Source organism: Streptantibioticus silvisoli (assembly GCF_027947535.2).
GTDB lineage: Bacteria > Actinomycetota > Actinomycetes > Streptomycetales > Streptomycetaceae > Streptantibioticus_C > Streptantibioticus_C silvisoli.
In genome coordinates, this window is the sequence record NZ_JAAGKO020000028.1 from 1 (window position 1) to 13,486 (window position 13,486).

Annotated in this window: 10 protein-coding genes; 8 read left to right on the forward strand and 2 right to left on the reverse strand. The window is 72.6% G+C overall.

Annotated features, from left to right (window positions below; all coding sequences use genetic code 11):
- Positions 1 to 186 precede the first annotated feature (186 nt).
- The 3 genes from recD2 (at position 187) to POF43_RS19400 (ending at position 6,009) form a co-directional block, all read left to right on the forward strand.
- Positions 187 to 2,466 carry an SF1B family DNA helicase RecD2 gene (gene recD2 / locus POF43_RS19390; protein ID WP_271317277.1) on the forward strand — a complete coding sequence of 760 codons (2,280 nt, stop codon included), beginning with the start codon at positions 187 to 189 and terminating at the stop codon, positions 2,464 to 2,466.
- A gap of 122 nt (positions 2,467 to 2,588) precedes the next feature.
- Entirely contained in the window at positions 2,589 to 3,878 is a 1,290-nt protein-coding gene (locus POF43_RS19395; protein ID WP_271317276.1) for a citrate synthase, read from the forward strand.
- A 1,375-nt stretch (positions 3,879 to 5,253) separates the two neighbouring features.
- Complete coding sequence (locus POF43_RS19400) at positions 5,254 to 6,009, forward strand: SDR family NAD(P)-dependent oxidoreductase (protein WP_282704679.1); 756 nt, start codon at positions 5,254 to 5,256, stop codon at positions 6,007 to 6,009.
- Between the two features lie 93 nt (positions 6,010 to 6,102).
- Here POF43_RS19400 and POF43_RS19405 read toward each other — a convergent pair whose 3' ends face one another.
- Positions 6,103 to 6,333: a heavy-metal-associated domain-containing protein gene (locus tag POF43_RS19405; protein ID WP_271318443.1), complete on the reverse strand. Its 231-nt coding sequence runs from the start codon at positions 6,331 to 6,333 to the stop codon at positions 6,103 to 6,105.
- 201 nt (positions 6,334 to 6,534) lie between these two features.
- Here POF43_RS19405 and POF43_RS19410 point away from each other — a divergent pair, with 201 nt between their 5' ends.
- Positions 6,535 to 7,683: a DedA family protein gene (locus POF43_RS19410; RefSeq protein ID WP_282704666.1), complete on the forward strand. Its 1,149-nt coding sequence runs from the start codon at positions 6,535 to 6,537 to the stop codon at positions 7,681 to 7,683.
- 131 nt (positions 7,684 to 7,814) lie between these two features.
- Here POF43_RS19410 and POF43_RS19415 read toward each other — a convergent pair whose 3' ends face one another.
- Entirely contained in the window at positions 7,815 to 8,018 is a 204-nt protein-coding gene (locus POF43_RS19415; RefSeq protein WP_271325475.1) for a MerR family transcriptional regulator, read from the reverse strand.
- A gap of 280 nt (positions 8,019 to 8,298) precedes the next feature.
- Between POF43_RS19415 and POF43_RS19420 the strand changes: the two genes are divergently transcribed.
- The 4 genes from POF43_RS19420 (at position 8,299) to galE (ending at position 13,333) form a co-directional block, all read left to right on the forward strand.
- Positions 8,299 to 8,994 (forward strand): rhomboid-like protein, encoded by a 696-nt coding sequence (locus POF43_RS19420; protein WP_271325474.1) that lies wholly within the window; start codon positions 8,299 to 8,301, stop codon positions 8,992 to 8,994.
- Between the two features lie 128 nt (positions 8,995 to 9,122).
- The gene (locus POF43_RS19425; protein ID WP_271318039.1) at positions 9,123 to 10,436 is read left to right on the forward strand and encodes a cytochrome P450; all 1,314 of its coding nucleotides are present in this window, start codon (positions 9,123 to 9,125) and stop codon (positions 10,434 to 10,436) included.
- A 405-nt stretch (positions 10,437 to 10,841) separates the two neighbouring features.
- The gene (locus tag POF43_RS19430) at positions 10,842 to 12,182 is read left to right on the forward strand and encodes a DUF8814 domain-containing protein (protein ID WP_282704667.1); all 1,341 of its coding nucleotides are present in this window, start codon (positions 10,842 to 10,844) and stop codon (positions 12,180 to 12,182) included.
- A gap of 146 nt (positions 12,183 to 12,328) precedes the next feature.
- On the forward strand, positions 12,329 to 13,333 hold the full coding sequence (galE, locus tag POF43_RS19435) for a UDP-glucose 4-epimerase GalE (RefSeq protein ID WP_271325006.1): 1,005 nt from the start codon (positions 12,329 to 12,331) through the stop codon (positions 13,331 to 13,333).
- The last annotated feature ends 153 nt before the right edge of the window (positions 13,334 to 13,486 follow it).

Here is a 13,486-nt window from a genome sequence, read left to right on the forward strand (position 1 = left end):
CCCCCGCCCGGAGAGTTATCCACAGGCCTGCACGGCTGTCGGTCCGCAGAGGTAACGTCGGATCACCTCGAAGCCGTGATCCACACGGTCCGGGGAGCGTTGTGCCGAAGGCGTCGCGGAAGTCGCAGGAAGTCGCGGAAGTCGCGAAGCCGTAAAAGGTCGTGGGAGCGGGAAAGGGGGCACGCCATGAGTGCCGCGCAGGTGGGGACACGTGCCCCGGGGGAAGCGCCGAGGTTCGCCGTGCTGGAGGGCGTGCTGGAGCGGATCACCTACGCCAACGAGGACAACGGCTACACCGTGGCCCGGGTCGACACCGGCCGGGGCGCCGGGGACCTGCTCACCGTGGTCGGCGCGCTGCTGGGCGCGCAGCCGGGGGAGTCGCTGCGGATGGAGGGGCGCTGGGGCTCGCATCCGCAGTACGGCAAGCAGTTCACCGTGGAGAACTACCGGACGATCCTGCCGGCCACCATCCAGGGCATCCGGCGCTATCTCGGCTCCGGCCTGATCAAGGGGGTCGGACCGCGGATCGCCGACCGCATCGTGGAGCACTTCGGTACGGACACCCTGGACGTCATCGAGCACAGACCCGAGCGGCTGATCGACGTCCCCGGGCTCGGGCCGAAGCGCACGAAGAAGATCATCGCGGCGTGGGAGGAGCAGAAGGCGATCAAGGAGGTGATGGTCTTCCTCCAGGGCGTGGGGGTGTCCACCTCCATCGCGGTGCGCATCTACAAGGAGTACGGCGACGCGTCGATCTCCGTCGTCCGCAACGAGCCCTACCGGCTGGCCGCCGACGTGTGGGGTATCGGCTTCCTCACCGCCGACCGGATCGCCCAGGCCGTCGGCATACCGCACGACAGCCCGGACCGTGCCAAGGCCGGCCTCCAGTACGCGCTGTCCCAGGCCACCGACAGCGGGAACTGCTTCCTGCCCCAGGAGCGGCTGATCGCCGACGCCGTCAAGCTCCTCCAGGTCGACACCGGACTGGTCATCGACTGCCTGGCGGACCTGGTGGGGGAGGAGGGCGTGGTCCGCGAGGCGGTGCCGGACCCGCAGGGCGGCGACCCGCTGACCGCGGTCTACCTGGTGCCGTTCCACCGGGCGGAGATCTCGCTGTCGGGGCAGGTGCTGCGGTTGCTGCGCGGCCAGGAGGACCGGATGCCGGCCTTCCGCGACGTCGACTGGGACCGGGCGCTGCGGTGGCTGGCGGGCCGCACCGGCGCGGATCTGGCCCCGGAGCAGCGCGACGCCGTCCGGCTGGCGCTCACCGAGAAGGTGGCGGTGCTGACCGGTGGACCGGGGTGCGGCAAGTCGTTCACCGTGAAGTCGGTGGTGACGCTGGCGCGGGCCAAGGGCGCCAAGGTGGTGCTGGCGGCGCCGACCGGCCGGGCGGCCAAGCGGCTGGCGGAGCTGACCGGTGCCGAGGCCTCGACGGTCCACCGGCTGCTGGAGCTGCGGCCGGGCGGCGACGCGGCCTACGACCGGGACCGGCCGCTGGACGCCGACCTCGTGGTGGTCGACGAGGCGTCCATGCTGGACCTCATACTCGCCAACAAGCTGGTCAAGGCGGTGGCGCCGGGAGCCCACCTGCTGTTCGTGGGCGACGTGGACCAGCTGCCGAGCGTGGGCGCGGGGGAGGTGCTGCGGGACCTGCTGGCGGAGGGCAGCCCGGTGCCGTCGGTGCGGCTGACCCGGATCTTCCGGCAGGCCCAGCAGTCGGGCGTGGTGACCAACGCGCACCGGATCAACTCCGGACTGCCGCCGGTCACGCAGGGGCTGCCGGACTTCTTCCTCTTCGCGGAGGAGGACACCGAGGAGGCCGGGCGGCTGACGGTGGACGTGGTGGCCCGGCGGATTCCGGCCAGGTTCGGGCTGGACCCGCGCCGGGACGTCCAGGTGCTCACCCCGATGCACCGCGGCCCGGCCGGCGCCGGTGCGCTGAACGGCCTGCTGCAACAGGCGGTCACCCCGGCACGCCCCGACGTGCCGGAGCGCCGGTTCGGCGGTCGGGTCTTCCGGGTCGGCGACAAGGTCACCCAGATCCGGAACAACTACGAGAAGGGGGCCAACGGGGTTTTCAACGGCACGGTCGGCGTGGTGACCGAGCTGAGCGTGGAGGAGCAGCGGCTGACGGTGCGCACCGATGAGGACGAGGAGGTGGGGTACGACTTCGACGAGCTGGACGAGCTGACCCACGCCTACGCCGTCACGATCCACCGATCGCAGGGCAGTGAGTACCCGGCGGTAGTGATACCCGTCACCACCGGCGCCTGGATGATGCTCCAGCGGAACCTGCTCTACACCGCTGTAACACGCGCGAAACGGCTCGTGGTGCTGGTCGGGTCACGTCGCGCTCTGGGGCAGGCAGTGCGGACGGTGTCGGCCGGGCGGAGGTTCACCGCACTCGACCACCGACTGAGTGGTGGCGGCCGAGGTGTGCAAGAGGGGCTCGTAGGGGGAAGATAGGCACTGCGTGCCATTAATGGGCCGCAGTAATGACCCCGGGTGCACGTACGTGTGGCAAATGGGGGATGGTAGAAGCAGTCAGGGCACCTCGAAGAAGAGGCACAACGTCGGTGAGGGATGACGTGAGCGACAACTCTGTAGTACTGCGGTTCGGGGACAGCGAATTCAGCTACCCGGTGGTCGACAGCACTGTCGGTGACAAGGGCTTCGACATCGGGAAGCTGAGGGCCCAGACCGGGCTCGTCACCCTGGACAGCGGATACGGGAACACCGCGGCTTACAAGTCTGCGGTCACGTACCTCGACGGCGAGGAGGGGATTCTCCGCTACCGCGGCTACCCCATCGAGCAGCTCGCCGAACGAGGGTCGTTCATTGAGACGGCGTACCTGCTCATCAACGGGGAACTGCCCACCGTTGACGAGCTGAGTACGTTCAAGAGCGAGATCACGCGGCACACGCTGCTGCACGAGGACGTCAAGCGGTTCTACGACGGCTTCCCCCGTGACGCCCACCCGATGGCGATGCTGTCGTCGGTGGTCAGCGCGCTGTCGACGTTCTACCAGGACAGCCACAACCCGTTCGACGCGGAACAGCGCGACCTGTCGACGATCCGGCTGCTGGCCAAGCTGCCGACGATCGCGGCGTACGCCTACAAGAAGTCGGTCGGCCACCCGTTCGTCTACCCGCGCAACGACCTCGGGTACGTCGAGAACTTCCTGCGGATGACCTTCTCCGTGCCGGCCCAGGACTACGACCTGGACCCCGTCGTGGTCAGCGCGCTGGACAAGCTGCTGATCCTGCACGCCGACCACGAGCAGAACTGTTCGACCTCCACGGTCCGCCTGGTGGGCTCGTCGCAGGCGAACATGTTCGCCTCGATCTCGGCCGGCATCAACGCCCTGTGGGGTCCCCTGCACGGCGGTGCGAACCAGGCCGTGCTGGAGATGCTGGAAGGCATCAAGGCGGACGGTGGCGACGTCGACTCCTTCATCCGCAAGGTGAAGGACAAGGAGGACGGCGTCAAGCTGATGGGCTTCGGCCACCGGGTCTACAAGAACTTCGATCCGCGCGCCAAGATCATCAAGGCCGCCGCGCACGACGTGCTGTCCGCGCTGGGCAAGTCCGACGAGCTGCTGGACATCGCCCTGAAGCTCGAGGAGCACGCGCTCAGCGACGACTACTTCGTGAGCCGCAAGCTCTACCCGAACGTGGACTTCTACACCGGTCTGATCTACCGGGCGATGGGCTTCCCGACGGAGATGTTCACCGTGCTGTTCGCGCTCGGCCGGCTCCCCGGCTGGATCGCGCAGTGGCACGAGATGATCAAGGAGCCGGGTTCGCGCATCGGCCGTCCGCGGCAGATCTACACCGGTGTCGACCTGCGCGACTACGTGCCGGTCGAGAGCCGCTGACCCACCGCCCGCCCGGGTGGCGTGCCGTGCCGTTCGCGGCGGCCACCACCGGGTGCGGACCGGGCGCGCGTGCGGCGTACCCGGTGAGCAGTGTGAACGTGTGACGGCCGCCCCCGCGAGGAGGCGGCCGTTCGTGCGTCCGGGAGCCGTGGAAAACCGGTGCGCAGCCGGGCGGCGGCAGCCTCGGGCGTGTCGTCGGCGTGTCTGCCGGGGATGACGACACGATGCCCGGGGCCGGCGTCCGGGCGGTAGGCGACCAAGTCCTCGGCGCCGGCCTGCCCGCCGGAGGACGGCGCGAAATTGCCGGGTGTGAATCGCGGAGTCGGGGGCATGAGCGGCTTGAGCAGTACTGCGGTGAAAGAGCGAGCGCCCTGGACCGGATCCCCCCACGGGTCCGGCGCAGGGCGCCCTGGTCCCGAATACGGATCCCCCCACGGGTCCGACCGGGATGTCAGTGGTTGAGCGAGCGCCCTGAGCCGGATCCCCCCACGGGTCCGGCGCAGGGCGCCCTGGTCCCGAAAACGGATCCCCCCACGGGTCCGACCGGGAAGTCGGTGGTCAAACGAGCGCCCCGGGCCGGATCCCCCCACGGGTCCGGCACGGGGCGCCCTGGTCCCGGAAGCGGATCCCCCCACGGGTCCGTACCGGGCGTCTCAGAGCGCAACGACGGGTTACCGTCGGTCGCGCCATGCCGGGACGAAATCTACCGGGAGGGCCGCTCAAAGCTCTCCGATACTTCGCCCCGGCTACGCGGACACCCCGCCCCCAAGACGGGCTGTCCATCGTCGTCACCAGATCCGCCGGGAAGCTGGTGATCGCAGGGTTAGACCAACGACCCCCTCATATGGTTACGTTGTGAAGACTGTGATCTGGGTCACATCTTCCAGGGGGCGAATGCGGCGAAAGCGGTACGGAACCCGCCGGATGCCCGAGGTGACCGCGGCCGCCCGCTCGTCTGCCCCCTGCGCGGGGCGTGCCGGACCCATCGCGTAGCGTTGAACGCTCAGTCCGGGAGCGGGTGTTGGGGCGGTCGGAGTACATGGCGCAGATCGATACGGACGACGTGGCGAGCGGCACGGCCGTGGCCGGAGCGGCGGGCGCGCGCGCCGCGGTGCCGGGCCCGGCCGCCGGGACCGCCACCGCACCCCTGGCGCGGACCGCACCCCCAGCACCCCCGGCGCGGACCGCCACCGCACCCCCGGAATCCACGGCACCCCCGGAACCCGCCGCACCCCCGGCGCGGACCACCGCGCCCCCAGCACCCACCGCGCCCCCGGAACCCATCGCACCCACCGCACCCGAGGCTGTCGCGGTGCAACCCGGTGCGGGGCGCGACGCCGGCCCCGGAGCGCGTGCCGCGGTCCTGGAGGCCGCCATCGCGCGGCCGTGGGACGGGGCGGCGGTGCGGACCGTCGTGGTCACCGGGGGCGGAACGGGGATAGGGCGGTCGGTCGCGGAACGGTTCGCGGCCGCCGGGGACGAGGTGGTGATCGTCGGCCGGCGCGAGGAGGTCCTGCGGGGCGCGGCGGCCGAGCTGGGCGCGCGCAACGGCGGCCGGGTCAGCGCGCTCGCCTGCGACCTGGCCGACCCCGACCAGGTCCAGGCGGCGCTGGAACGGCTGCCGGCCCGGATCGACGTGCTGGTCAACAGCGCGGGCAGCCGCGAGCTGGCCCCCGCAGCCGGGCCGCACGGCGTGCTGGCCCGCTGGCGGGGCGATTTCGAACGCAACGTGCTGACCGCCGTGCTGCTGACCGAGTCGGTGCGGGACCGGCTCGCGCCGGACGGCGGGCGGGTGGTGACGGTGACGTCGCTGGCGGCGTTGCGCGGCGGCGGGTCGTACGGCGCGGCGAAGGCGGCGCTGCACGCGTGGAACCACTCGCTGGCCGCGCAGCTCGGGCCGCAGGGCGTGACCTGCAACATCGTGGCGCCGGGCACGGTGGCCGGCACCGGGTTCTTCGGCGCGCGGCTGGACGAGGCGGAGCTGACCCGGCGGGCGGGGCGCACGCTGGTCGGCCGGGTGGGCCGGCCGTCGGACGTGGCCGCGGCCGTGGTCTTCCTGGCCTCCCCGGACGCCGGGTTCATCACGGGCGAGATCCTTCAGTGCAACGGTGGCGAACTGCTCGGGCGCTGAGCGCCGCCCGCACGGGCCCCGCCCAGGTGTCGGACGGGTGCTGAACGGGTGCAAGGCGGGCGCCGGACGGCTGTGGAACGGGTGCCGGGCGGGTCAGGCGCGGCCGGTCAGTTCGTAGCCGGCCTCGTCGACCGCGGCGCGCACCGCGTCGTCGGACAGCGGTGCCGCCGAGACGACGCTGACCTGCCCGGCCTTGGCGTCGGCGGTCACCGAGGTGACGCCGGGCAGCGCCGAGATCTCCTCGCCGACGGCCTTCTCGCAGTGGCCGCAGGTCATGCCGGTGACGGTGTAGACGGCGGTGGTGGCGGTGTCCTGGGCGGTCATGGTGTGCTCCTCACGCGGTGTCGTTACGGGTCCACCGTACCCCCTGGGGGTATGTGCTCCGGGAGGGCGTGGCGAGAGGTGGGCGGTCCGGCCCGCGGGCGCCCGGCCGTCCTGCCGCCCGGGTGGCGGGAGCGGTGGCGCGGCCCGGCCGGAGCGCGGTCGCGGGGGAATGGCGGTGACGAGTCCGGCGTTCAGGTCATTGTGGGCGTACTGGACTCGCTGGACTTCACCTCAGAGCTGGCACGGCACATGGCGGGCAACACGCTGTGGGCCTACGGACTGCTGGCCCTGACCACGATGCCCCCGCTCATCCCGAACTCGGCGCTGCTGGTCACCGGGGGAGTGCTGGCGGCGCACGGGCAGCTGGACCTGGGGCTGGTGCTGCTGGTGGTGGCCGGTTCGGCGCTCGTCGGCGACATGGTCATCCACCGCGGCGGCCGGGCGCTGCGCGGTCCGGTGATCGGCCGGTTCTACCGCAGCGAGCGGCGCCGCCGGCTGCTGGAGTGGGCCGCGACGCGCATAGAACGCCACGGGGTCCCGTTCGTCATCGCCTGCCGTTTCCTGCCCAGCGGGCGCCTGCTCGGCGGGGTCGCGGCCGGCGTCACCGGCTACCCCGCGCGGCGCTACCTGATCGGCGCGGGCATCGCCGAGGCGTTCTGGGCCACCTACTCCGTCGGCCTCGGCTACCTCGGCGGCCGGGCCACCGGCAACGCCTTCTCCGCCATCGCGGTCGGCCTGGGCGTCTCCTTCGCCGTCGGAGCGCTCGGTGGCCTCGCGCAGTACGTCGCCCGCCGCCGCGCCGAACGCGCCGCGCGGACCGGCGCCGGCGCCGCAGGCCCGCTGGCGCCCGCCACAGCACCGCTGCGTGCGGCCGGGGCACCGCGACCCACCGCACCCTCCGGAGCCACCGCGCTGTCGCGCACCCCCGCGGCCTCGCGATTCCCCGCGGCCCCGCGCACCCCCGCGGCCCCGCACCCGGCCACACCGCCAGCCACCTCACCCCCACCGCCAGCCACCTCACCGCCAGCCACCTCACCCCCACCCCCGGAACCCCCGCCCCCGCCACCCATCGCTCCCGAGCCGCGCAGCGCCGTCCTGTCGGCGGTGGTGGCCGTGCTGGCGATACGGGTGCCGTTGTCGCACGTGCCGGCCGTTCAGCGGGCCCGCAGTCCTACCGGGGCGATCCGGGAGCCGGTCGAGTCGTCGGCCGACCCGACGCCGTCGCCGCGGGAGTGCGGGGCTGCGTCGGACCGGTGGGAGCACGGGCGGGCCGGACGGCCGGCCGGTGCGGCGCGTCGGCGGGGTGTGCCCTGTGCGGCGGAACGATCATCGGATCGGTGTCGTCGGTAGCCGGGTCGGCGGTCCGCCGCGCGGGCGCCGGTGCGGGAGCGGCCTGCCACGAAGGTGCTGGCGCTCCGCCGACCTCGAACGCCTCGTCGCCCACCGCACCGAGGGCCTTCGCCGAGCGCGGCCACGGGGGGTCAGCGCCGCGGGTCGCGGGGCCGGTTGCCCGGTCGCTGCGCGCTCCATCGGCGAACGGTGTCGGCGTACCAGAAGGGTCTGCCTCCTTCGACGGCGTCCGGAGGTGGCAGCAGTCCGTGTTTGCGGTAGGAGCGGACCGTCTCCGTCCGCACTCCGATGTGGGCCGCGATGTCCGCGTAGGACCAGAGTGTCCGGTCAGCCATCTTCGCACCTCCCAAGTGAACAGCGGGTGTCACCTGGTCACCCTGTGCCCTGGGAACGACACTCCGCGTCACGGGAACGCGTTTGTTGATCTCCTGTGACGGAGAACCGGCGGAACGGTGACATTCGGGCCGTGGCGGAGGAGATATGACCGGTTCGTACCGCCGGTCGGCCCAGCTCTCCCGACCCCCGTAGGAAGCGGTTCACGCCGCCGGTGCCGTGTGTCGGCCAGGTGTCGCGCTGGACCGCGCGGGGCCGCGGGCCGTGTGGTGGACTGCGCAGGTGAGATCGCCCTGCTGGGAGAGCGCGGTGCGGGCCGGACGGTGGGTGCGCCGCTGGGTGGCGTCGGCGCCGGGCACGTACATCTGGCTGCTGCTGCTCGCGGTCACCGCGTTGCAGTTCCAGCAACTGCCGCCGCGGCTGCGCCGGGTCGTGCTGCACGTGGACAGCACGAACCTGTTCCAGCTGGCCCACCACCCCCTGCACGTGCTGGTGCTGAGCGCGCTGTGGACGCAGGCGTCGGCGCTGGGGGTGTTCGTGGTGCTGTTCACGCTGATCCACGCGCCGGTGGAGCGCTGGCTGGGTACCGGGCGGTGGCTGGCGGTGGTGGTGCTGGCGCACGTGGGGGCCACGCTGCTGAGCGAGGCGGTGGTGTGGCTGGCGATCCTGTCCGGGGTGGACGGGCGGCGCATGCAGTACACCCTCGACATCGGCGTCAGCTACGGGCTGGCGGGCGTGGCCGGGGTGCTGGCGTACCGGTTCCGGCCGCCGTGGCGCGAGGTCTACCTGGTCGTGGCGCTGGGCTACCTGGGCGGGCGGGTGGTGCTGTTCCACACCTTCACCGACATAGGGCATCTGGTCGCACTGGCGATCGGCCTGTGCTGCCGGCCGCTGACCCGCGGCGCGCGGGGGCGGGACGCCTGGCGCGGCCGGTTCGCCGCCCGGCCCCGCGACCGCCGTCGCCGTACTGTGCGCTGAGGCCGTCCGGCGACGTACCGTTCGGTCAAGGGCATGGGTGCAGCGCCCCGAACGGGTGCGGCGCGACGAGGTGTGTTGACGCAGCCGAAACCGACCCACCGCCTGGCGGCACTGGTCCGTTGACTAGCATGCAGCCCGAACGAGGGGGTGTTGTCGTGGTGATGCGGAGTCTTGGTTCGCGGGTCGCGTCGTGGATGGGCCGCCGGTATCTGGCGAAGGCCAAGGGCCTTGACCTGTCCGAACTGGCGTTGTTCCCGTCGGCGGCTCTGATGCCGCTGCGGCGCGACGGGCTGGACCCCGTGCCGGAACTGGGCAAGCTGCGCGAGGAGGCGCCGGTCAGCAAACTCGTGCTGCCGTTCGGCGTCAACGTGTGGCTGGTGACCGGGTACGAACCGGTCAAGCAGGTGCTGGGCGACGCCAAGGCGTTCAGCAACGACTTCTCCAACATCATGGGGCGGGCCGGCACCGAGGACAGCCGCAACCCCGGCGGCCTGGGGTTCGCCGACCCGCCGGTGCACACCCGGCTGCGCAAGCTGCTGACGCCCGAGTTCACCATGCGGCGCCTGGCGCGGCTGACGCCCGGCATCGAGTCGATCGTGCGCGAGCGGCTGGACGCCATGGAGGCGGCCGCGGCGGGCGGCCGGCCGGTCGACCTGGTCGCGGAGTTCGCGCTCCCCATACCCTCGCTCGTCATATGCGAACTGCTCGGCGTGCCCTACGGGGACCGCGAGGAGTTCCAGCACCTGAGCATGGCCCGTTTCGACCTGTTCGGCGGGGCGGGCGCGTCGTTCGGCTCCATATCGAAGTCGCTGGAGTACCTGCTGGAGGTGGTCCGCCGCCAGCGGACCGACCCCGGTGACGGCCTGATCGGCCAGATCATCAAGGAGCACGGCGACGAGATCGAGGACGAGGAGCTGGCCGGTCTCGCCGACGGCGTGCTGACCGGCGGTTTCGAGACCACCGCCAGCATGATCGCGCTGGGCGGGCTGGTCCTGCTCCAGGACCCGGTCGCGTTCGGCCGCGTCGCGGACGGCGGCGAGGCGGCGGTCTCCGACTTCGTCGAGGAACTGCTGCGGCACCTGACCGTCGTCCAGGTCGCCTTCCCCCGGTTCGCCCGCCAGGACGTGGTGATCGGCGGCGTGCCGATCGGCAAGGGCGACGTGGTCGTCACCTCCCTGAGCGCCGCCGACCGCGACAGCGTGCTCGGCCCCGGGATGGACGTCATCGACTCCCACCGCGCCGCCACCTCGCACCTCGCCTTCGGCCACGGACTGCACCGCTGCATCGGCGCCCAGCTGGCCCGGATGGAACTGCGCGCGGCCTACCCGGCCCTGGTCCACCGCTTCCCCGGCATGCGGCTGGCCGTGCCCCCGCAGGAGCTGATCTTCCGCAAGTCCTCGATCGTCTACGGCGTGGAGTCGCTGCCGGTGCGGTTGTCGTAGGTGCGGTTGTCGTACGGATGCCGGGGGGCCGCCGACGGGGAGGTGTGGACGTCGGACCGTAGGCGTCCAGCTGCGGAACGGCGTTGACCGGCCGCGTCGTTGAGGGGGCGCGTCGTTGACCGGCCGCATCGCTGATGTCAACGGGTCGCGCCGCCGAGGTCAATCCGCGCTGACGCCGGCCGCTCACATCACTGACGCCGTATCACTTTTGTCAACCACCCCCGGTGCAAACCCTGTTGACCGCACACCGGTTCCCCCCTCGCCCCCGTCCGGAGCTGCCGGACCGCCCTCCCCGGATTGCCTGTCGTGTACGCGACAGCGTGGCTAGGGTGACGAGCGCGTTTCCGAACCTACGACATCGTGCCGTCGCGCCCCCCGCCGGCGGGGCGAGAAGGGCCAGCAGCCATGCGTACCAGACGGACGGGTCTTCGCAAGCGGGTCGGCGCGGTCGCCGCGCTGGCGGTGGCCGCGCTGACGACCGCCGGAGCCTCCCAGGCGACCGCGGAGCAGGCCACCGCACGCCCGGCCCCGGCGACGATCGCCCCCGCGCAGGCCGCCCCGGCGACAACCGCCCCCGCGAAGGCCGCCCCCGGCGCCTCCACCTCCGCCCCGGTCAGCTGGACCGTCGCGCTGGGGCACGGCGGCAGCAGCGCCGTCAACGTGCGCTACGCGGCCGGTGCCCTCCAGGTGCGGTCCGCCGGCTTCTCGCCGGCCGGTGAGCGGCCCGACCAGGGCTACGGCTCCCAGGTCTACCCGGCCCACGCCGTCGGCCACCCGGTCAACCGGGTGCGGGTCGCGCTGACGGCCACCACCCCGGCGTCCACCCGGGTCACCGTCGACGTGCGCGGCCGGGACGGCAGCGGCGCGTGGACCGAGTGGCGCGCGGTGAACGCCGCCGGCAGCGCGGTCCTGCCGCGGGTCGTCGACGCGGTGCAGGCCCGCGTCGACCTGTGGTCGCACGCCGCGGCCGTCCGGGTCCGCGGCCTGCGGCTGACCGCCGACACCACCCCGGTCGCGGCCGCCGCCGGCGCCGTCCGGCCGGCCGCCGCCGAGAGCTACCAGGTGTACGCCACCCGCGAGGGCCTGGTCGGCGGCACCACCGCCAACGGCCACGTCATCCAGACCAACGACCACTTCGTGGCGCTGCCCTCGGACCGCGCGCTGTCGCCCAACGGCAGCTCGGCGTACTCGGTGACCGTCTGCGGCCCGGCCCGCTGCGAGACCGCGCCGGTGTGGGACGTCGGCCCGTGGAACACCACCGACGACTACTGGAACCCGGCCGGCACCCGCCAGTCGTGGACCGGCCTCGCCCAGGGCATGCCCGAGGCGGAGGCGGCCTACCAGAGCGGGTACAACGGCGGCCAGGACCAGTTCGGCCGCAGCGTGTCCAACCCGGCCGGCATCGACCTGGCCGACGGCACGTTCTACAACGTCGGCCTGAACGACAACGGCTGGGTCACCGTGACGTACAACTGGACCTCCGGCGGCGGCGCGGGCACCAAGAACTTCCCGACCTGGGGCACCGGCGTGAACATCCACGGCCAGGCGAACTCCACCTCCGGCGTGGTCGCCGTGCTGGCCGGTCCGACCACGGTGGCCGTCCAGTGCCAGGTGCACGGCCAGAGCATCACCTACGACGGCATCACCAACGACGGCTGGTCCTACCTGCCGGCCTACGGCGGCTACATCTCCAACATCTTCATCAACGTCCCGCAGGCGTGGCTGCCCGGGGTGCCCACCTGCTGAACCCCGCGTGAACCCCGGGGGCGGTCCGCGCGGCGGGCCGCCCCCGCGGCGTACACCCTCCCAGGGGCGCGGTATTCACGCTGGTAGGGTCCGATGCCGACGACCGGCGGACGCACGACACGCCGGCAGGCTGAGGGGTACGCACCATGAAGGTTCTGATCGCCGGGGGCGCCGGCTACATCGGCAGCACGGTCGCTTCGGCCTGTCTGGACGAGGGCATCCATCCGGTCATCCTGGACAACCTCGTCACCGGGCGGCGCGAGTTCACCGCCGGCCGGGACTTCTACGAGGGCGACATCGCCGACGGCGCGCTGGTCGACCGGGTCTTCGCCGACCACCCCGACATCGACGCCGTGGTGCACTGCGCCGCGCTGATCGTCGTACCGGACTCGGTGGCCGACCCGGTCGGGTACTACCGGGCCAACGTGGCGGCGAGCCTGGAGTTCACCGAGCACCTGCTGCGCAACGGCTGCGGCCGGATGATCTTCAGCTCGTCGGCCTCGATCTACTCCACGCCCGAGGACTTCACCGTCACCGAGGACTCCCCGCTGGCGCCGCAGAGCCCGTACGCGCGCACCAAGGCGGTCTGCGAGGGCATGTTCGCCGACATCGCGGCCGGCCGGCCCATCCGCATCCTGTCGCTGCGGTACTTCAACCCGATCGGCGCCGACCCGAAGATGCGCACCGGCCTGCAGCTGCGCCGCCCCAGCCACGCGCTGGGCATGATGATGAGCGCCCAGGAGGAAGGCGTGCCGTTCCGGGTCACCGGCACCGACTACCCGACCCGGGACGGCTCCGGCATCCGCGACTACGTCCACGTGTGGGACCTGGCCGCGGCGCACGTCGCCGCCCTCACCCGGTTCGACGCGGTGCTGCCCGACAGCCCCGACGCGCCGTCCTCCACCGTCATCAACCTCGGCACCGGCACCGGCACCACCGTGCGCGAACTGGTCGCGGCGTTCAACTCGGTCGCCGACGTCCCGATCACCTCCGTCGACACCGGCCCCCGCCCCGGCGACGTGGCCGGCGCGTTCACCAGCGGCGACCGGGCCCGCGAACTGCTGGACTGGCGGCCGAGGTTCACCGTCGCCGACGGCATCCGCGACTCGCTGCACTGGGGCACGCTGCGCGACGGCGTCCTGAACGGCTGACGGCCCCGGCACGTTCGCCCCGGGCGGTCGTCCCACGGCGGCGCCCCGCCCGGGGGCCGTACGGGACCCGCCGCCCGTACGGAGGCCCGGCGACGCGGAAGGCGCGGCACCCGGTGAGGGTGCCGCGCCTTTGCCGTGCCGCCATCAGGTTCC